The 19,222-nt window shown below is 70.7% G+C and carries 18 protein-coding genes and 1 tRNA gene; 6 read left to right on the top strand and 13 right to left on the bottom strand.

What is annotated here, in order from left to right; translation table 11 throughout:
* Positions 1 to 19: 19 nt before the first annotated feature.
* The 6 genes from FB047_RS01245 to leuC all read right to left on the bottom strand — a co-directional run bounded on the left by FB047_RS01245 (position 20) and on the right by leuC (position 6,416).
* Entirely contained in the window at positions 20 to 1,105 is a 1,086-nt protein-coding gene (locus FB047_RS01245) for a D-alanine--D-alanine ligase family protein (protein WP_136585429.1), read from the bottom strand.
* Positions 1,005 to 2,147 (bottom strand): NAD(P)H-dependent glycerol-3-phosphate dehydrogenase, encoded by a 1,143-nt coding sequence (locus FB047_RS01240; protein ID WP_136585428.1) that lies wholly within the window; start codon positions 2,145 to 2,147, stop codon positions 1,005 to 1,007. The genes FB047_RS01245 and FB047_RS01240 overlap by 101 nt, the downstream gene beginning before the upstream one ends.
* On the bottom strand, positions 2,137 to 2,883 hold the full coding sequence (locus FB047_RS01235; RefSeq protein WP_136585427.1) for a lysophospholipid acyltransferase family protein: 747 nt from the start codon (positions 2,881 to 2,883) through the stop codon (positions 2,137 to 2,139). Before FB047_RS01235 ends, FB047_RS01240 begins: the two co-directional genes overlap by 11 nt.
* A gap of 4 nt (positions 2,884 to 2,887) precedes the next feature.
* Positions 2,888 to 4,261, bottom strand: a complete 1,374-nt coding sequence (murA, locus tag FB047_RS01230) for a UDP-N-acetylglucosamine 1-carboxyvinyltransferase (RefSeq protein WP_136585426.1) — start codon at positions 4,259 to 4,261, stop codon at positions 2,888 to 2,890.
* A gap of 63 nt (positions 4,262 to 4,324) precedes the next feature.
* Positions 4,325 to 4,921 carry a 3-isopropylmalate dehydratase small subunit gene (gene leuD / locus FB047_RS01225; protein ID WP_136585425.1) on the bottom strand — a complete coding sequence of 199 codons (597 nt, stop codon included), beginning with the start codon at positions 4,919 to 4,921 and terminating at the stop codon, positions 4,325 to 4,327.
* A 1-nt stretch (position 4,922) separates the two neighbouring features.
* Complete coding sequence (leuC, locus tag FB047_RS01220; protein WP_136585424.1) at positions 4,923 to 6,416, bottom strand: 3-isopropylmalate dehydratase large subunit; 1,494 nt, start codon at positions 6,414 to 6,416, stop codon at positions 4,923 to 4,925.
* Between the two features lie 267 nt (positions 6,417 to 6,683).
* On the opposite strand from leuC, the gene FB047_RS01215 reads away from it, so the two are divergent.
* Together FB047_RS01215 and FB047_RS01210 are read left to right on the top strand one after the other, a co-directional pair.
* Complete coding sequence (locus tag FB047_RS01215) at positions 6,684 to 7,994, top strand: O-acetylhomoserine aminocarboxypropyltransferase/cysteine synthase family protein (protein WP_136585423.1); 1,311 nt, start codon at positions 6,684 to 6,686, stop codon at positions 7,992 to 7,994.
* Positions 7,991 to 9,304 carry an LLM class flavin-dependent oxidoreductase gene (locus tag FB047_RS01210; protein ID WP_136585422.1) on the top strand — a complete coding sequence of 438 codons (1,314 nt, stop codon included), beginning with the start codon at positions 7,991 to 7,993 and terminating at the stop codon, positions 9,302 to 9,304. The genes FB047_RS01215 and FB047_RS01210 overlap by 4 nt, the downstream gene beginning before the upstream one ends.
* 200 nt (positions 9,305 to 9,504) lie before the next feature.
* Here FB047_RS01210 and FB047_RS01205 read toward each other — a convergent pair whose 3' ends face one another.
* Positions 9,505 to 10,566 carry a TerC family protein gene (locus tag FB047_RS01205; protein ID WP_136585840.1) on the bottom strand — a complete coding sequence of 354 codons (1,062 nt, stop codon included), beginning with the start codon at positions 10,564 to 10,566 and terminating at the stop codon, positions 9,505 to 9,507.
* 176 nt (positions 10,567 to 10,742) lie between these two features.
* On the opposite strand from FB047_RS01205, the gene FB047_RS01200 reads away from it, so the two are divergent.
* Complete coding sequence (locus tag FB047_RS01200; protein ID WP_136585421.1) at positions 10,743 to 11,297, top strand: RNA polymerase sigma factor; 555 nt, start codon at positions 10,743 to 10,745, stop codon at positions 11,295 to 11,297.
* The gene (locus FB047_RS01195; RefSeq protein ID WP_136585420.1) at positions 11,294 to 12,367 is read left to right on the top strand and encodes a DUF4349 domain-containing protein; all 1,074 of its coding nucleotides are present in this window, start codon (positions 11,294 to 11,296) and stop codon (positions 12,365 to 12,367) included. Before FB047_RS01200 ends, FB047_RS01195 begins: the two co-directional genes overlap by 4 nt.
* A gap of 169 nt (positions 12,368 to 12,536) precedes the next feature.
* Here FB047_RS01195 and FB047_RS01190 read toward each other — a convergent pair.
* A tRNA-Glu gene (locus FB047_RS01190) sits at positions 12,537 to 12,612 on the bottom strand.
* Positions 12,613 to 12,799: 187 nt separating this feature from the next.
* Between FB047_RS01190 and FB047_RS01185 the strand changes: the two genes are divergently transcribed.
* Positions 12,800 to 13,438 (top strand): MBL fold metallo-hydrolase, encoded by a 639-nt coding sequence (locus tag FB047_RS01185; protein ID WP_136585419.1) that lies wholly within the window; start codon positions 12,800 to 12,802, stop codon positions 13,436 to 13,438.
* Between the two features lie 60 nt (positions 13,439 to 13,498).
* The gene (locus FB047_RS01180) at positions 13,499 to 14,437 is read left to right on the top strand and encodes an Rv0361 family membrane protein (protein ID WP_136585418.1); all 939 of its coding nucleotides are present in this window, start codon (positions 13,499 to 13,501) and stop codon (positions 14,435 to 14,437) included.
* 78 nt (positions 14,438 to 14,515) lie between these two features.
* Here the strand turns inward: FB047_RS01180 and FB047_RS01175 are convergent, their stop codons facing one another.
* From FB047_RS01175 to FB047_RS01155, 5 genes are all read right to left on the bottom strand, one after another.
* Positions 14,516 to 14,785 (bottom strand): HPr family phosphocarrier protein, encoded by a 270-nt coding sequence (locus tag FB047_RS01175; RefSeq protein WP_058623374.1) that lies wholly within the window; start codon positions 14,783 to 14,785, stop codon positions 14,516 to 14,518.
* A gap of 29 nt (positions 14,786 to 14,814) precedes the next feature.
* The gene (locus tag FB047_RS01170) at positions 14,815 to 16,881 is read right to left on the bottom strand and encodes a PTS fructose transporter subunit IIABC (RefSeq protein ID WP_136585417.1); all 2,067 of its coding nucleotides are present in this window, start codon (positions 16,879 to 16,881) and stop codon (positions 14,815 to 14,817) included.
* 19 nt (positions 16,882 to 16,900) lie between these two features.
* Positions 16,901 to 17,866, bottom strand: coding sequence for a 1-phosphofructokinase family hexose kinase (locus FB047_RS01165; RefSeq protein ID WP_136585416.1), 966 nt, complete (start codon positions 17,864 to 17,866; stop codon positions 16,901 to 16,903).
* Entirely contained in the window at positions 17,863 to 18,648 is a 786-nt protein-coding gene (locus FB047_RS01160) for a DeoR/GlpR family DNA-binding transcription regulator (RefSeq protein WP_205822551.1), read from the bottom strand. Before FB047_RS01160 ends, FB047_RS01165 begins: the two co-directional genes overlap by 4 nt.
* A 129-nt stretch (positions 18,649 to 18,777) precedes the next feature.
* Complete coding sequence (locus FB047_RS01155; protein WP_136585415.1) at positions 18,778 to 19,197, bottom strand: hypothetical protein; 420 nt, start codon at positions 19,195 to 19,197, stop codon at positions 18,778 to 18,780.
* Positions 19,198 to 19,222 lie beyond the last annotated feature (25 nt).

Below are 19,222 nucleotides of genomic sequence, written 5' to 3'. Positions count from 1 at the left end.
CGGGCGGCGCCCCGCCGGCTCAGGCCTTCTCGAGCGCGGCGTCCAGCAGATCGCTGATCAGGTCGGGGTACGACAGCCCCGAGGCGATCCAGCAGGTCGGGAACATCGAGATCGGCGTGAACCCGGGCATGGTGTTGACCTCGTTCACGTAGAACTCGGTCCCCGTGTAGAAGAAGTCGACCCGCGCGAGGCCCTGTCCGCCAATCGCCTCGAACGCCTGCGCGGCGATCCGCTGCATCTCGGCGAGCTCGCCGTCGGCCAGGTCGGCGGGGCACACCAGTTCGACGCCGGGCGCATCGAGGTACTTCGCCTCGAAGTCGTAGAACTCGCGACCGGTGACGACGATCTCTCCCGCGACGCTCACGCGCACGGGCCCGCCGTCGCGGCCGGGCAGCACGCCGCACTCCACCTCGCGGCCGACGATGGCCTTCTCGACCAGCACGAGGCCGTCCTCGGCGAAGGCGATGTCGAGCGCGGCATCCAGATCCTCCCAGCGCGACACCTTGGTGACGCCGACGCTGGAACCCGCCTCGTTCGGCTTGACGAACACCGGCAGGTCGAGCGCACGCATGCGGCGCTCCCAGAGACCGCGGTCGCGGGCGAGGTCGGCGCGCGTGACGGCCACCCAGGGCACCACCGGCACGTTCGCGGCGCGGAGCACCTGCTTCGTCACGTGCTTGTTCATGCCGATCGCCGACATCAGCACGCCCCCACCGGCGTACGGGATGCCGAGCAGCTCGAGCAGACCCTGCACCGTGCCGTCCTCGCCGAAGCGGCCGTGCAGGATCGGCAGCACGACGTCAACCTCGCCGAGCGAGCGCGTGCCCGCGGCATCCGTCACCGTCCACTCGCGCGAGAGCGTCGAGTCGGGCAGCCGCACGCGGGTGCCGTTGTCGCGCACCTCGGGCAGGGCGGCGGGGATCAGCGCGAACTTGTCGGGGTCGTCGTCCTCGAGGACGAAGGCGCCGTCGCGGGTGATGCCGACCGGGATGACCCGGAAGCGGTCACGGTCGATCGCCCGCAGCACCCCGCCCGCCGTGGCGGAACTGATCGAATGCTCGCTGGAGCGCCCGCCGAAGAGCACCACCACCACCGGTCTGGTCATTCTGCGTCCTCTCGCCCTGCGGCTGGTCGTCGTCTGTCGTCAGGTGCGGCGCGATGTCACGGGGATCCATCGTCCCGTCGAGCACCATCTTCACCTGCTGCACGATGGGCATGTCGACACCGACCTGCTTCGCGAGCTGGAGCACGGGGGCCACGGATGCCAGCCCCTCGGCGGTCTGCTGCATCTGGGTGACGACCTCTTTGTAGCCGTACCCCTGCCCGAGCAGTCGCCCCGCCGTGTTGTTGCGGCTGAGCGGCGACTGGCACGTCGCGATGAGGTCTCCCAGTCCCGCGAGGCCCTGCAGCGTCTCGGGCTGCGCGCCCTGTGCGACGGCGAAGTCGGTCATCTCGACGAGGCCGCGCGTGATGATCGACGCCTTGGTGTTCTCGCCGTACCCCACCCCGTCGACGATCCCGATCGCCACGGCGATGAGGTTCTTCAGCACGCCGCCGAACTCGGTGCCGATGACGTCGGTGTTCACGAAGGAGCGGAAGTACCGGTTGCGCGCCCGCCGGGCCACGGCCTCCGCCGTCTCGGGGCTGAGCGAGCTGATGACGGCGGCCGTCGGCTGCTCGCGCGCGATCTCAAGGGCGAGGTTGGGACCGGATGCCACCGCGATGCGCGCCGGATCGCACTCCAGCACCTGCTCGATGACCTGGCTCATGCGCAGGCCCGACGACTTCTCGACGCCCTTCATGAGCGACACCAGCGGCACGTCGGTGTCTTCGACGAAGGGCCGGATCGCGGCGAGGTTCTCGCGCAGCGACTGGCTCGGCACCGACAGGTAGATCTGCTCGGCCCCGCGCAGCGCCTCGGCGAGGTCGGTCGTGGCCGTCATCGTGCGCGGAAGGTTGATGCCCGAGAGGTAGCGGCTGTTGCGCTTGGACTCGGTGATCTCGGCGGCCAGCTCGGGTCGCCGCGCCCACATGACCACGGACGCTCCGCCGTCGGCGAGGATCTTGCCGAACGTCGTGCCCCAGCTGCCCGCACCGACGACGGCGACCTTCGGCCCCGCGATCGGCGTCTGACTCTTACGCGTCAAGGCGGCCCGTTTCGTTCTGTCCGTGCTGCGACGGGTTCCAGCGTTCGGCGGGCGCGGGCAGTCCGCGGATGCCCGAGAGCATCTCGGTGATGCGGTTCATCATCGCGTCGGTCGCGCGGGTCAATGTCGCGGGCTGGGTGGGCGCGGCGGCGTACTCCGACATGTCCATCGCCGGCCCGAACTCGACGATCACTCGCGAGCGACGGGGGAAGCGCAGCTTGCCGTAGCGCGGCAGGATCTGCTGCACGCCCCACTGCGCCATCGGGATGAGCGGCAGATCGCCGGCGAGGGCGAGGCGCACGGCGCCGGTCTTGCCGCGCATCGGCCACAGGTCGGGGTCGCGCGTGAGAGTGCCCTCGGCGTAGACGATGACCCCGCGGCCGTCGCGGGCGATCTGCTCGGCCGCCTTCATCGACTGGTTGGCGCTCGTCGAGGTGCGCGGGACGGGCACCATGCCCGTCGCCTTCAGCGCCGCACCCAGCACGGGCACCCGGAACAGGCTCTCCTTCGCCATGAACCGCGGCGCGCGACCGAGGCGCCACACGGCGACCGCGACGATCACCGGGTCGAACTCCGAGTTGTGGTTCGGGGCGAGCACGTACGCCCCGTCTTTCGGGAGGTTCTCGACACCGCGGATCTCGATGCGCGCGAACAGTCCGGTCACGGGCACGATGATCGCGGCGAGCGGCCAGAACGCGCTCGGGCGGCTCTTCTCAGGCGAGGAGGAGGTCGCCACGGTGTCAGCCCACGACGTCGAAGTCGGCGTGCAGGGCCGTGAGCTTCTCGAGGAACTTCTCGTAGCCGCGCCGGATGATCCCGATGTTGCGGACGGTCGACTCGCCCTCGGCCGCGAGGGCCGCGATGACGTAGCTGTACCCGCCGCGCAGGTCGGGAACCTCGACGTCGGCGGCGTGCAGGGGGGTCGGTCCGTTGATGACGGCGGCCTGCTCGAGGTCGCGACGCGGGACGCGGCGATCGGGGCTGTCGATGCCCTTCGGGTGCACGACGATGTCGGCGCCCATCTTGTTCAGGGCCGCGGTGAACCCGAGCCGGTTCTCGTAGACCGTCTCGTGCACGGTCGAGGTTCCGGTGGCCTGCGTGAGCGCGACGATGAGCGGCTGCTGCCAGTCGGTCATGAAGCCGGGGTGCACGTCGGTCTCGACCATCACGGGCTTCAGGGCCTCGCCGCGACGGAACAGGATGCCGTCCTCGCGCACGTCGAACCAGCCGCCGGCCTTGCGGAAGACGTTGAGGAACGTGAGCATGTCCTGCTGACGCGCGCCCTTGGCGAAGATCTCGCCGTCGGTCGCGAGCGCCGCGCAGGCCCAGGAGGCGGCCTCGTTGCGGTCGAAGATCGCGCGGTGGTCGTAGCCGACGAGGCTGTCGACGCCCTCGATGAAGATCACGCGGTTGGGCTCGTAGGAGATGATCGCGCCCATCTTCTGCAGCACGGCGATCAGGTCCATGATCTCGGGCTCGATCGCCGCGTTGCGCAGCTCCGTCACGCCCTTGGCGCGCACGGCGGTCAGCAGCACCTGCTCGGTGGCGCCGACGCTGGGGTACGGCAGCGTGATGTTCGCCCCGTGCAGGCCGTTGGGGGCCGTGATGCGGATGCCCTCGTAGCTCTTGTCGACGACCGCACCGAAGGCGCGCAGCGCGTCCATGTGGAAGTTGATGGGGCGGTCGCCGATGCGGCATCCGCCGAGGTCGGGGATGAGCGCCTCGCCGAGCAGGTGCAGCAGGGGGCCGCAGAAGAGGATCGGGATGCGAGACGCCCCGGCGTGCGCGTCGATCTCCTCGAAGTGCGCGGCGACGGCGCCCGAGGGGTCGAGGTGCAGGGTGCCCTCTTCCTCGCCCTCGGTGACCGTGACGCCGTGCACCTCGAGGAGCGAACGGACGACCTTGACGTCGCTGATCATCGGGACGTCGCGCAGGGTGCTCGTGGTCTCGCCCAGGAGGGCCGCCACCATCGCCTTGGTCACGAGGTTCTTCGCGCCCTTGACCTCGACCGTTCCGCGCAGCGGACGTCCGCCGCGGATGGCCAGGGTCTCGGCCGATTCCCAGTCCGGCTGTCCGGGGGTGCGGTCTCCGGAATCGGTGACGAGTGTGCTCATAGGGGGGTGGACCTCACTTCGTGGACGAGGGGCGGCAGATCGACCCGATCGGGTCGATCGGGCTCAGCGGACCGGAAGGGTCCGCGGCCGCCATGCCTCGCGGCGCGCCTCGAACTGCGTGATCTTGTCTTCGTCACGCAGCGTGAGCCCGATGTCGTCGAGCCCTTCGAGAAGCCGCCACCTAGTGTAATCGTCGATGTCGAACGAGACCTGGAGGTCGCCGACCGTGGCGGTCTTCGCGGTGAGATCGACCGTCATCCCGATCCCCGGCTGCGCCTCGATCACGGCCCAGATGCGCTCGAGGTCGTCCTCCGAGATCACGCCCGTGACCAGGCCCTGCTTGCCGGCGTTGCCGCGGAAGATGTCGGCGAACTTCGGGCTCAGCACGACGCGGAAACCGTAGTCGCGCAGGGCCCACACGGCGTGTTCGCGGCTGGATCCGGTGCCGAAGTCGGGACCGGCGACGAGGACGGATGCCGAGCGGTAGGCGTCCTGGTTGAGCACGAACCCGGGGTCCTGCCGCCAGTTCGAGAAGAGCGCGTCGTCGAAGCCGGTCTTGGTGACGCGCTTGAGGAACACCGCGGGGATGATCTGGTCGGTGTCGACCGCGGAGCGCTTCAGCGGGGCGGCGACACCGGTGTGCGTGGTGAACTTCTCCATGTCAGGCCTCCGCCCTGGTCGAAACGGTCGCGGGCGCGTTCTGCCCGGGCAGGGGGTCCAGGTCGGCGGGACTCGACAGCGTCCCCCGTACGGCCGTGGCCGCGGCGACGAGCGGCGACACGAGGTGCGTGCGACCCCCCTTGCCCTGACGGCCCTCGAAGTTGCGGTTCGACGTCGACGCGCACCGCTCCCCCGGAGCCAGCTGGTCGGGGTTCATGCCCAGGCACATCGAGCATCCGGCGAAACGCCATTCGGCGCCGAAGTCGGTGAAGACCTTGTCGAGCCCCTCGGCCTCCGCCTCGAGACGCACGCGGGCCGATCCCGGCACGACCATGACGCGGACGTTCTCGGCCTTCGTGCGGCCCTCGATGACGGAGGCGAAAGCGCGGAGGTCTTCGATGCGGCTGTTGGTGCACGAGCCCATGAACACGGCATCCACCGGGATGTCCTTCATGGGCGTGCCGGCCTCGAGGTCCATGTACTCCAGCGCCCGCTCGGCGGCGGCGCGCTCGTTCGGGTCGACGATGTCGGCCGGGGTCGGCACGACGTCGCTCAGCGACACGCCCTGACCGGGGTTCGTGCCCCAGGTGACGAAGGGCTCGAGCTCGTTCGCGTCGAGGAAGACCTCCGCGTCGTAGACGGCTCCCTCGTCGCTCGGCAGGGTGCGCCAGTACGCGACCGCGTCGTCCCAGTCCTGGCCCTGCGGGGCGTGCGGCTTGTCTTTGACGTAGGCGAAGGTCGTCTCGTCGGGGGCGATCATGCCGGCGCGGGCACCCGCCTCGATCGACATGTTGCACATGGTCATGCGCCCCTCCATCGAGAGGGACCGGATGGCGCTGCCGCGGAACTCGAGCACGTAGCCCTGACCGCCGTTCGCGCCGATCTTGGCGATGATCGCGAGGATGATGTCCTTCGCCGTCACGCCGGGCTTGAGCTCGCCCTCCACCGTGATCGCCATGGTCTTGAACGGCTTCAACGGCAGCGTCTGCGTGGCCAGCACGTGCTCGACCTCGCTCGTGCCGATCCCGAACGCCATCGCGCCGAAGGCGCCGTGCGTCGAGGTATGCGAGTCGCCGCACACGACGGTGATGCCGGGCATGGTCAGACCGAGCTGCGGCCCGACCACGTGGACGATGCCCTGCTCCTTGTCGCCGAGCGAGTGGATGCGCACCCCGAACTCGTCGGCGTTGCGACGGAGGGTGTCGATCTGCGTGCGGCTCGTGAGGTCGGCGATCGGCTTGTCGATGTCGAGGGTCGGGGTGTTGTGGTCCTCGGTGGCGATCGTCAGGTCGAGACGACGCACGGGACGACCCTCGGCGCGCAGACCGTCGAAGGCCTGAGGGCTGGTGACCTCGTGCACGAGGTGCAGGTCGATGTAGATGAGGTCGGGCTGTCCGTCCTCGCCCTTGACCACGAGGTGGTCGTCCCAGACCTTCTCGGCCAGGGTGCGGGGGCGGTCCGGAACGTGGATGCCGTCGATCGATGTGCTGCTCATGGTGGCGTTTCTCCTCGGAAGGGGTGTGAGGCCCGCGACGAACTCCGCGACGAGAGAGGCCTAGGACAAGGTCTCGTCGCGGCCGCTAAGGAGGAGGCGAGCGATCCGCACCCGGTCACGATACCACCGGCCGACACACCGCCTCCCGCGTAACACGGCGCCGCACGGTTGGCCCTCGCCCCGCCGCGCGTGCGAGCCTGGCCCGATCCCGAACACCTCGGGCGCGTCCTTCGGGGCGGCGCCCGGCCCGCAGGAAGGAGAGCGCCCATGGCCGCAGGCGCCGACACCGGATTCTCGACCCGACAGGTGCACGCGGGTTCCGCGACCGCTCCCGCCGCGCCGCGCGCGACGCCGATCTACCTGACCGCGGGCTTCACCTTCAGCGATCTCGACGAGTCGGCCGCCCACTTCGGCACCGGGGCGGGCTTCGGCTACAGCCGCACCGGCAACCCGACCGTGCAGGCCGTCGAGGAGCGGCTCGCCGCACTCGAGGGCGGGGATCAGGCGGTCCTCGTCTCGAGCGGGCAGGCGGCCGTCACGGTGGCTCTGCTCGCCCTCGCCGGTGCGGGCGACCACGTCGTCGCCTCCGAGCACATCTACGAGGGCACGCGCGGGCTCCTTCTCGACAACCTCGCGCGCCTGGGGATCGACACGACGTTCGTCGACGTCTCCGACCTGGATGCCGTCCGCGCCGCCGTGACCCCGCGGACGAAGGCCCTCTTCGCCGAGACGCTCTCCAATGCGCGCAACGACGTCCTCGACGTCGCGGCCGTCGCCGCCGTGGGCGCCGAGTCCGGCATCCCGCTCGTGGTCGACAGCACGTTCACCACGCCCTACCTGCTGCGCCCGATCGAGCACGGGGCCGCGATCGTCGTGCACTCGGCGAGCAAGTTCCTGGCCGGTCAAGGGGCGGTCCTCGGCGGCGTCATCGTCGACGACGGTCGCTTCGACGCCGCGGCATCCGGTCACCTCTTCCCCCACCTCGTGCAGACCGACCGTCTGGGCGGCGCGAGCTACGCCGAGAAGCACGGCCCCCGCGCGCGCGGTCAGTACATCCGCGAGAGCGTCGCGCCGCGGTTCGGACCCTCGCCCTCGCCGCTCAACGCCTTCCTGATCGGTCAGGGGATCGAGACGCTGAGCCTGCGCGTGGAGCGGCAGTCCGCCAACGCGCTCGCCGTGGCGCAGTGGCTCGAGTCGCGCCCCGAGGTCGACCGCGTCGACTACGTCGGACTCGAGTCCCACCCGCACCACGCGCTCGGCAGGCGCTACCTGCGACGCGGCTCCGGCTCGGTCTTCACCGTGACGCTGAGCGGCGGACTCGAGGCGGCCCGCCATCTCGTGCAGTCCGTGCGACTGATCACGCACATGACCCACCTCGGCGACGTGCGTTCGCTGATCCTCCACCCGCAGAGCACCTCGCACTCGGCCCGCACCGTCGAAGAGCGCGAGCGGGCGGGGGTGTTCCCCGGGACCGTCCGCCTGTCGATCGGCATCGAGGACGTCGACGACATCCTCGCCGACCTCGAGCAGGCGCTCGTCGGCGTGCCGGTGGCCGAGCGAGAGACGGTGGTCCTGTGAGCCGGCTCCAGCACTTCGGCTGGTTCCTCGCGCGCGGTTTCGGCCCGCACGGGTGGGGTCATCCGTATCTGCGGTGGAACCACCGCTGGACCGAGCCCGGCCTGTACCAGGACTCCGCGCGCACGCTCGAGCAGGCCGGCTTCGACCTGCTCATCATCGAGGACGCCCCCTCCCTCGGCAGTGCCGAGACCATCGATCTCCGCGTGCGCCACGCGTTCGGCGGTCCCAAGCACGACCCGCTGCTGCTCGCCCCCTACCTGTTCGCGGCGACGCAGCACCTCGGGGTCGTGCCCACGGTGAACCCGGCGGCGTACCTGCCCTACACCGCCGCCCGCCAGTTCGCGACGCTGCAGCACCTCAGCGGACACCGCCTGGGCCTGAACGTCGTCACCGACACCGGCAGCGCGCGGCACTTCTCCACGGCTCCCCAGCTCGGACACGACGCGGCCTACGACCGAGCCGAGGAGTGGCTCGACGGCATCCGTCGCCTGTGGCGGAGCTGGGGCGAGGGCGCCCTGGTCGTCGACGAGGAGTCAGGCGTGTACGCCGACGGATCGAAGCTGGATGCCGTCCGCCACCGCGGCGAGCACTTCGGGTTCGACGGGCCCCTGAACGCCGTGCCGTTCACCGACGGCGAGCCGGCGATCGTCTCCCCGGGCGGTTCGGGGCGCGGACTGTCGTTCGCCGGGCACAACTCCGACGTGCAGCTCGCGCTGGCTCCCCTCGACGAGCAGAGCATCCGCGCGTACCGCGGACGCATCCACGCCGCAGCCGAAGCCGCGGGACGCACCGCGGCCGACATCAAGATCCTCTTCGCGATCCAGCCCGTGCTGGTGTCGTCGCCGGAGGAGGCCGACCGTCTGGTGGCGGCATCCGCGGATCCGTCCGACGAGGCCCTCGTCGCGATCGCGCGCAAGCAGTCGAGCGATCTCGAGACCGACCTGACCGGGCTCGACCTCGACGAGCCGCTCGACCGGTCGATCTTCGGCGAGCACGTGTCGGAGGGCAGCATCAAGCGGCTCGTCGGAAAGCACGACGACGACGCTCCCCTGCGCACGCTGCTGGCCGCCCACGCGCGCCTCGGACGACTGAACGACGGCTCGGGCTTCGTGGGCACCGCCGACGAGTTCGCCGACCGCATCGAGGAGCTCGGCACCTGGGGCAACGACGGCGTGCTGCTGTGGGGAGACCTGCATCCGGTCACCGTGCACCGCGTGCTCGACGACCTGGTGCCGATCCTGCGGCGGCGCGGCATCCTGCGCGAGGAGTACGTGAACGGCGGCCTCCACGCGAATCTGCGCGCGTTCTAGATTCCCGGGGCGGCGGGGACCCCTCGTCCCCCCCTCCTGGCGCCAGCAGTCGTTCTCGACGGCGGATGCCGCCCGCCCGGCCGAGCCCCCTCGTCCCACTTACGGCCGGTCAGCGGGCGCTCGACCAGCTTTAAGTGGAACACGCACTCCTAGAAGTGGGACGAGCGGGCCGCGCACGACGCCGACGCCCCGCGCGCGGGTCAGTCGCGCTCGGGGCGCTCCACCGTCGAGGGAGTGCCCTTCTCGTCGGCGACGTCGGCGGCGGCATCCTGACGCCCCTCCGCCGCCGGCTCGCGACGCGCGGCGATCAGGCTCGCGACGGTGGCCACGGCCATCGACACGACGATCACCGCGAGCGACACCCAGGTCGAGATCTCGGGCGCCCACTCGATCGGCTCCCCGCCGTTGAGGAACGGCAGCTCGTTGACGTGCATCGCGTGCAGGATGAGCTTGACGCCGATGAACGCGAGGATGAACGCGATGCCGTAGTGCAGGTACTTCAAGCGGTCGAGCAGGTCACCGAGCAGGAAATACAGCTGGCGGAGCCCCATGAGGGCGAACAGGTTCGCCGTGAAGACGATGAACGGGCTCTGCGTGATGCCGAAGATCGCGGGGATCGAGTCGATCGCGAAGAGCAGGTCGGTCACGCCGATCGCCACGAACACGATGATCATCGGGGTGAACAGCTTCTTGCCATTGACCCGGGTGATGACCTTCTTGCCGTCGTAGGAATCGCTCATCGGTAGCACGCGACGAAGCGTGCGCACGATGAGGTTCTCTTTCTGGGCGTCGTCATCGTCGTCGCCGGGGAACGCCTGACGGATCGCGGTGTACACGAGGAACAGACCGAAGAGGTAGAAGATCGGGCTGAAGTTCTCGATGATCGTCGCACCGACGAGGATGAACGCGCCGCGCAGGATCAGAGCGATGATGATGCCCACCATCAGAACCTCCTGCTGGTACCGGCGCGGCACCGCGAACTGGCCCATGATCAGCACGAAGACGAAGAGATTGTCGATCGAGAGGCTGTACTCGGTGAGCCAGCCGGCCACGAACTGCCCCGCGACCTCTCCCCCGGCGACGATCCAGAGCACGCCGGCGAAGATCAGGGCGAGGGTGACGTAGAAGACGACCCAGAGCGTCGACTCCTTGGGCGCGGGGATGTGCGGACGCTTGAGGATGATCAGCAGATCGGCGATCAGGATGACGACCAGCACCACCAACGTGATGGTCTGGAAGAGCGGGTCGAGCTGCAGCTCCATCACGGGGCCTTTCGTCCGGGGAAACGCTCGAGTCTATCGAGCGGTCGCGGGAGAACCGGGGCTTGTGCGCGTACTGCGCATTGCGCGCGTACCCGGTTGAGACGATCCGCCCCGCGCGGACACCTCTCAGTGAGAGAGTGCTCGCAGAGCCTCGCCCGGACGAGAGATGGATGCCGATGACCGACGACGTGATCGACGACAGGGCGCTGGTCGCGCGCGCCGCCGCCGGATCCGATGAGGCGTTCCGCACCCTCTACCGTTCGTACGTGCGGCCGGTCTACTGGGTCGCGTTCGGACTGGTCGGGATTGCCGCCGACGCGGAGGATGTGACGCAGGAGACCTTCGTCACCGCGTGGCGGAAGATCCCCTCCCTGCGCCTCGAGGGGGTGTCGCTCCTCCCCTGGCTCGCGACGATCTGCCGCCTGCAGGCGCAGAACCGCCTGCGCGCGCGCCGCCGTCACGGGTCGCACGCGCAGCTGGATGCCGAGATCCCCTCCCTCGTCGACGTCGAGGCGCAGGTCGTCGAGGCCGAGACGGTCGCCGCGATCCTCGCCGCCGTCGACCGGTTGAGCGAGCTCGACCGGGAGATCTTCCGGCTGTGCGCGGCGGAGGGCTACGGCTACGAGGCCGCCGCGGCCTCGTTGGGCGTCACGCACGGCACGGTTCGCAACCGCCTCTCCCGCATCCGGTCCCGGATGCGCGCCACCGCGATGGAGACCGAGACCTCATGAACACCCCCGCCCTTCCCACCCTTCCCGTCGACCGAGCGGATGCCATCGAGACCGCCGTCTTCGCTCGGATCGCCGACGAGCGCGACCGCCGTCGTCGTCGCCGACGCGGCGTCTGGACGGGTGTCGGCGCCGCGGCCGCCGTCGTCGTGGTTGCGGCGATCGTCGGACCAGCGCTGGGTACCACTTCCGGCATCAGCGGGTCGTCGACCGTCGCCGGCGCGGCGGACAGTGCGTCGGAGGGCGCGACGACCGATCAGTCCGCGCAGGGCTTCGCGGGCTCGGAGGCGGGTTCCGCACCCGTGGCCCCCGACCAGAGCGGGGCAGGAGCCCGGTCCGATGCGTCCGCCTCGACCGCCGACGCAGGGCGGGAGATCGTCGCCACGGGATCCAGCACGGTCGCCGTCGACGACATCGGCGACGCGGTGCGGGCGATCGGCGACGCCGCCACCGCGGCCGGCGGATACGTCGAGTCGTCGCAGCTCGGCGACGGCGGCGTCGCGATGCCCCTCGACGCGGCGACGAGGGGCGCAACGCCCTCCCCCGGTTGGATCACCGTCCGCGTCCCCGCGGATGCGCTCGCCAGCGCGATGGACGGACTCGGCGCCGTGGGCGAGGTCACCGCGACCAGCGTGACCCGGTCCGACGTCACCGATCAGGCGATCGACCTGCGCGCGCGGGTGGCCGCCGGCGAAGCCTCGGTCGCCCGCCTGACCGAGCTCATGGCGCAGGCCGGTTCGGTCTCCGACCTCATCGCCGCGGAATCGGCCCTCGCCGAGCGCCAGGCGCAGCTCGACAGTGATCGGCAGATCCTCCAGTCGCTGTCATCGCAGGTCGCGATGTCGACGTTGACGGTGCAGCTGACCGCGCGCACGGCATCCGTCGCCGCCGACCCCGCGGGCTTCGGTGACGGCCTCGCGGCCGGGTGGAACGGGCTTGTGGCGACGCTCAACGGGGTGGTCATCGGGCTCGGCTTCCTGCTGCCCTGGATCGCCGTGGCGGGCATCGTGGCCGCCGTGGTGTGGGGCGTGCGTCGGTTCGTCCGCCGCCGCCGCGCGGCCCGCGCGGACTGACCACCCGGGCGCACGGTGCCCTCCGTCCACCTCCTCGCGTCGCTGCACGACGCACGGCGCCCCGCCTCCGGGCGGTGGGGCCCAACCCGCGAATTCGGCTTCCCGTCCGGCCAGAGTCGGCGACAACGAGAAAGAGCCCCGACCATCCGGTCGAGGCTCTTTCTCGTGTTGGTGACCCCAGCGGGATTCGAACCCGCGTTACCGCCGTGAGAGGGCGGCGTACTAGGCCGCTATACGATGGGGCCGCGTCGCAACGTGTTCAAGTATGCACCACGAATGACGCGCACGCAAAATCGAGGCCGAGCCACCGATATCCCGGGCGTGTCCGGCCACGGTACCGCGAACGCGCGGCCCTGGGAAGACCCGTTAGGCGATGTTCACCCCGGGCGCCAGCACTTGCCGCTCTCCCCCGGCCGGGAGTTGACTCGGAGCATGCGCCTCACGAAGCACGAACACGCGTCCCTCGTCGTCGTCGAAGGCGGGCACACGCTCGTCATCGATCCGGGCAGCTTCACCTCGCCCCTCGAAGACCTCACCGGGCTGGTGGGTGTGGTCATCACTCACGAGCACGCCGACCACTGGACCCCCGAGCACCTCACGCGTCTGCAGAAGGCTCATCCCGAGGTGCCGATCTACGGCCCCGAGGGCGTGCGTAACGCGGCCGCGGGGTTCGACGTCACCGTGGTGCACCCCGGCGACAGCCTCGACCTCGGTCCGTTCCACCTGGAGTTCTTCGGTGGCCGCCACGAGGTGATCCACGAGTCGATCCCCGTGGTCGACAACGTCGGCGTCCTCGTCAACGACGCCCTCTACTACCCCGGCGACTCCTACGCCGTGCCGAAGCACAAGAAGGTGTCCCTCCTCGCCGCCCCCGTCGGAGCGCCGTGGCTGAAGATCGGAGACGCGATCGACTACGTCCTCGCAGTCAAGCCCGAGCGCGTGTTCGCGACCCACGACATGACGCTGTCGGTAGCGGGCAAGCAGATGGGCGACGCCCGCCTGACGTGGGCCGTCGAGCAGAACGGCGGCTCCTTCGTCGACCTGAAGCCGGGCGACTCGGTCGCGGTCTGATCGGGCCGATACCGTGCCTCTTCTCGTTGCGGGCGCCTGGCCGACGATCGCCGCGCTGCCATGAGCAGCGCGGGTCGACGGATCGTGCCGCTGCTCCTCATCGGCGTCGCCGTGCTCGGTGGGTGCGCGGCGCCTGCTGCGGAGAGCGGCGGCGATGAGGAGGCTCGCACCACCGTCGACACGTTCTTGCGTGCCGTCGCCGATGGGCGGTTCTCGGAAGCGCTCTCGCGGACGACGCTCGGCGCCGACGGATTGATCTGTGCCGCTCTCGCCCAGGATTCGAGCACCTCGAAGGCGATCGCCGCGCCGGAGGTGACGGAGCTTCAGGTGAACGGAGCCACGGCGACGGCGACAGTCGACTATCAAGCTCCCTCGGCGACGACGATCACCCTCGCCCTCACGCGCGAGCCGGACGCGTGGCGCATCGCCTTCCCCGACGAGTGGCGGCTCGCGATCGGCTTCGACGGCCCGACGGTCGCCCAGATGTCGATCGACGACGCCTGCGACCTCCCCGTGACGGACGGCCGCGTCGACGGCCCCGCCTGGCCGGGTCGGTATCAGGTGACGGTCTCCGACCCCACCGGAGTGCTCGAGCGGTCCGAATCGTTCCTCTACGAAGTGCCGGACGGATCGACGACGGGCCTCCACGTCGATCCCCTCTCGCTCCCCGCGGTTCCCGAGGACCAGCTCGCGCTCGTGCAATCGAAGGCCACTCCCCTGCTCCGCGCGGCTTTCGAGAAATGCGCGGACGCCGCGTTCTCCGGATCGTCGTGCCCCCCGGCGCTCGAGGGCGTCACCGCCGCGGGGACGGACGCCCCGAGCGACGGGTACCTCGCCATCGATCGTCTCTACACCGATGACGGAGAGTCCTGGCGATTCGACTCAGGAACGGGCTCGCTCGCTGCGACGAAGGACGGAACCCCGACGACGATCGAGTTCCACTACAGCGGGACCGTGTCGCGCGACGCGGACGGCACCCTCTCGCTCGCGTTCGACTGACCGGTCGCGTCAGTCCCGGAAACACCGGATGCCACGAGCCCTGGGGCCCGTGGCATCCGGTGTTCTGAGAATCAGTGCTTACTGCGCGTCGAGGTCGGTCTCGAGCAGAGCGACGAGCTCGTCGAGCGCCTGCTCGGCGCCCTCACCCTCGGCCTTGAGCGTCACGACGGTGCCGTGACCGGCGCCCAGGCCCATGAGCGACAGGATGCTGCCGGCGTTGAGGTCGGGGCCGCCCTGGGCCGCGATCGTGACGGGGACCTTCTTCTCCTGCACGGCCTGCACGAAGAGCTTCGCGGGGCGGGCGTGGAGGCCCGAGGCGCTGGCGATGGTGGCCTGACGTTCTGCCATGGTGAATCCTTCCGATTCGACGGGGGTGTTTACGCGGCGACCGTGGCCACGGGAGCGGCCTCGGTGACGGCGGCGTCCTTGGTGCTCCGGCCGATGCCCTTGAGGGCGACGACGATCAGCGCCGTCACGACCGTACCCACAATGATCGCGAGGGGGAAACCCCACACGGGGTTGATCGCGAACAGCACGAAGATGCCGCCGTGCGGAGCGTAGGACTGCACGCCGATGAGCATGCTGAGTCCACCGGTGATCGCGCCGCCCACCATCGAGGCGGGGATGACGCGCAGCGGGTCGGCCGCGGCGAACGGGATCGCACCCTCGGAGATGAACGAGGCGCCCAGCAGCCACGCGGCGGCACCGTTCTCGCGCTCGACCGGGGTGAACTTGCCGCGAGCGAGGATCGTCGAGGCGAGGGCCATCGCCAGCGGCGGGACCATACCGGCGGCCATGACCGCAGCCATGATCAGGTAGGGAGCGGTGTTCGTCTGGCTCGCCGCGGCGAGGCCCGTCGTCGCGAAGACGTAGGCGACCTTGTTGACCGGGCCGCCGAGGTCGAAGCACATCATGAGACCGAGGATGACGCCGAGGACGATCGCGCCGGCACCGCTGGAGGCGAGGCCCGTGAGGCCATCGGTGAGCGCCGCCATGAGCGCGGCGATCGGGCGCCCGAGGAACAGGATCATCAACCCCGACGCGAAGATCGAGCCCAGGAAGGGAACGATGACGACGGGCATGAGTCCGCGCAGCCAGCGGGGGGCGTCGAAGCGACCGAGCCACCAGGCGATGAAACCGGCGAGCAGACCGCCGATGATTCCGCCGATGAAGCCGGCGTTCATGAGCACCGCGACGGCACCGGCGACGAAGCCGGGCGCGATGCCGGGGCGGTCGGCGATCGCGTAGGCGATGAAGCCCGCGAGCACGGCGACGATGAAGCCCATTGACGTCGCACCGATCATGAAGGCGACCGAGCCGAGGTACTGGCCGATCGGGCCGAGCGGCGAGGTCAGGTTCTCGGTGGGGAGGTCCCACAGCGAGTTCTGGATGATGATGTTCGCGGCATCCTTGGTGACCTGGTAGCCGCCGAGCAGGAAGCCGAGCGCGATCAGCAGACCGCCACCGGCGACGAACGGGATCATGTAGCTCACACCGGTGAGCAGCCAGCGCTGGATGCGACGGCCGACCGACTGCTGCACCACGGGGGCGTCCGAGGCGGATGCCGCCGCGGCACCGCCCTGCACACGGGCGGCGTTCGGGTTCTCGCTGGCGGCGAGGGCCTCGGCGATGAGCTGCTTCGGCTGCTCGATGCCGCGCTTGACTCCGGCGCGCACGACGGGCTTACCCGCGAAGCGCTGCGGCTCGCGCACGTCGACGTCGACCGCGAAGATCACGGCGTCGGCGTCGTCGATCACGCTCTGCGGGAGGGCCTTGTAGCCGCTCGACCCCTGCGGCTCGACGATGAGGTCGACGCCCTCGGTCTCGGCCCCGGCGGCGGTGAGCGCGTCGGCGGCCATGAAGGTGTGGGCGATGCCGGTCGCGCACGCGGTGACGGCGACGATCTTCTTCGTCTTCGTGGCGGTGGCGGTGCGCGCCTCGGCACGGGTGGCGGCCGGGGCCTCGGCAGCGGCGGTCGAAACGGGCGCGGGCGCCGGGGAGACGGCATCCGTGATGATGCGCACCGCGTCGGCGGGGGTCGAGGCCGCGCGAAGGCCAGACATGAACTGATCGTTCATCAGGCTGCGGGCCAGCTGCGACAGCACCGCGAGGTGGGCCTCGTCGGCACCCGCGGGGGCGGCGATGAGGAACACGATGTCGGCGGGACCGTCGGGAGCGCCGAAGTCGACGCCCGGAGTGAGGCGGGCGAAGGCGAGGGTCGGCTCGGTCACCGACGCGCTGCGCGCGTGCGGGATGCCGATGCCGCCGGGCAGGCCGGTCTCGTCCTTCTGTTCGCGGGCCCACGCGTCGTCGAAGAGTTCCTGGGCGCTCGTCGCGCGGCCCTGCGCGACGACGCGCTCGGCGAGGGCGCGGATCACCGACTGCTTGTCGGTGCCCAGGGGCGCGTCGAGGGTGACGAGCTCCGGAGTGATGATGTCGGACATTGTCAGTGACCTTTCGTGGTCAGGATGTTGCGAGAGGGGTGGCGAAGGCGGAAACGGCGATCGGGCCCGGGGGCAGATCGGCCGGAGTGGGGGCTTGCGTCCCCGGCAGGGTCGCGGCAGCGGCGCCGTAGGCGATGCTGCGCGCGAGGCGGTCGGGGGCCGAGGCCCCGTCGAGATCGGCCAGCAGGTAGCCGGCGAGCGAGCTGTCGCCCGCCCCGACCGTGCTGGCGACCTGGATCTGGGGGGCGCGTCCGCGCCAGGCGCCCTCGGCCGTGAAGAGCAGCGCTCCGTCGGCACCGAGGGTCACGAGAGCGGATGCCAGGCGCCCGGGCACGAGGGCCGTGGCTCGTCGCGTCGCCTCGGCGAGCACGTCGGCGTCGCCCGCGGCATCCTCGCCGACGAGCTCGGCGAGCTCCTCGTGGTTGGGCTTGATGAGGTCGGGACGAGCGGTCTCGACGACCGCCGCGAGGGCCTCGCCCGAGGCGTCGACCGCGACGAGCGGGGCCTTCGAGCCCCAGCGATCGCGGACGGCGGCGATGAGGTCGGCGTAGAACGTCGCCGGGACACCGGGCGGGAGCGATCCGGCCAGCACCAGCCAGGTCGCGCCCTCGGCGGCCGCGACGACGCCCGCGGTGAGGGCGGCCGCCTCGGCGGCGTCGAGCGTGGCACCGGGGAGGTTGAGCTTGGTCGTCTCGCCGCTCGGGTCGGTGATGGTCAGGTTCGCGCGGGCGCGGCCCGCCACCTCGACGAGGTCGAGCGCGATGCCGGTGTCTTCCAGCAGCAGCCGGTACGGGTCGTGGGCGTTCACGGGCACGACGGCGCGGGCGGGAGCCCCGGCCGCCGAGACGACGCGGGCGACGTTGACGCCCTTGCCTCCGGCGTCTTCTCGCGACGACAGCGCGCGCTGCACCTCGCCGGGCTGCAGAGCCTCGGAGAGCACCACCGCGCGATCGGCGGAGGGGTTGGCGGTCAGGGTGACGATCATGCGACACGCACCTCGACATCGGCGTCGGCGAGGGCCTCGGCCAGGTCGGCGGGCGGAGCCGCATCGGTCACGAGAACATCGATCTCGTCGAGCTGGGCGAAGCGCACGAGCAGTTCCTCTCCGAACTTGGCCGCGTCCGCGACGAGGACGACGCGTCGGGCCGATTGGATGATGGCGGCCTTGACGGCTGCTTCGTCGGGATCGGGCGTGCTGAGGCCGAACCCGGCGCTGAGGCCGTTGGTGCCGACGAAGGCGAGGTCGGGACGCAGCTGACCGATGGTGCGCACGGTGTGCGCGCCGACGGCGGCGGCGGTGACGCCGCGGACGCGTCCGCCGATGGTGGTGAGCGACAGGCGATCGTCGGCGGAGAGCACGTGGGCGGCCTCGAGCGAGTGGGTGACGACCTCGACCCCGCCGATGCCCGCGCCCAGCGCGTCGGGCAGCAGGGCGGCCACCGCCGCCGGCGTCGTCCCCGCGTCGAGGAAGACCGATCCGCGGAAGTCGGGGCCGAGCAGGTCCACCGCGGCGGCGGCGATCGCGCGCTTCGCGTCGCCGTGTCGCTCGCGACGCTCCGTGAGGGGGGATTCCGCGGTGCTGGCGCGACCAATGTCGACGGCGCCGCCGTGCACGCGGCGAAGGGAGCCCAGGCTCTCGAGGCGATCGAGGTCGCGACGAACCGTCTCGGTCGTCACGTCGAAGCGACGGGCGAGATCGACGACGCTGACACGTCCGACATCGCGCAGTTCGCGCTCGATGAGCTTCTGGCGCTCCATTGCGTACACGGGATCTCCTTCGAAGATTCCCACACAGTACAACATGAAGCCACATAGAGCAACAGAATGTGGGCACATGGCAAGAGACGGGACCGCCGCGCCTCGCGCGCCGCGACCCCGCCTCCCGTCAGCGCTCCCCTAGGGCGCGACCACCGAAATCGTGAAGGCGACGCTCTTCCCGTCGGGGCCCGTCACGGTGGCCGCCGTCGTGCCGACGGCGCGCACCTGAAACCCGGGCCGGAACACGGCTCCCTCCGACGGGCCACCCGCCGAGAACTCGGCGATCGAGAGGTCGGACGTCGAGCCCGTCCACTCCGCCTCGGTCCCGTCGGGGACGTCGAGCACGAGCGCTCCCCCGATCGCGACGGTCACCTCGGTTCCGGCGAGGGTCGCGGGCGAGACGACGTCGGGGGCGAGCACCTGCTGGTCCGGGGTGCTCGACGGCGCCGCGGTGACGGGTGCCGGCTGGACGGGAGCGGGATCGGATGCCGCTGGCGCGCAGCCCGCGAGAGCGAGGGGCAGCGCGACCGCGGCGACGACGAGGGCGGAACGCTTCACGGTGACCTTCTTCACGCGGATCGGA

It is taken from the genome of Microbacterium hydrothermale (assembly GCF_004854025.1).
In the GTDB taxonomy this organism is placed as follows: domain Bacteria; phylum Actinomycetota; class Actinomycetes; order Actinomycetales; family Microbacteriaceae; genus Microbacterium; species Microbacterium hydrothermale.
This window is presented reverse-complemented; position numbering and strand designations above follow the sequence as displayed.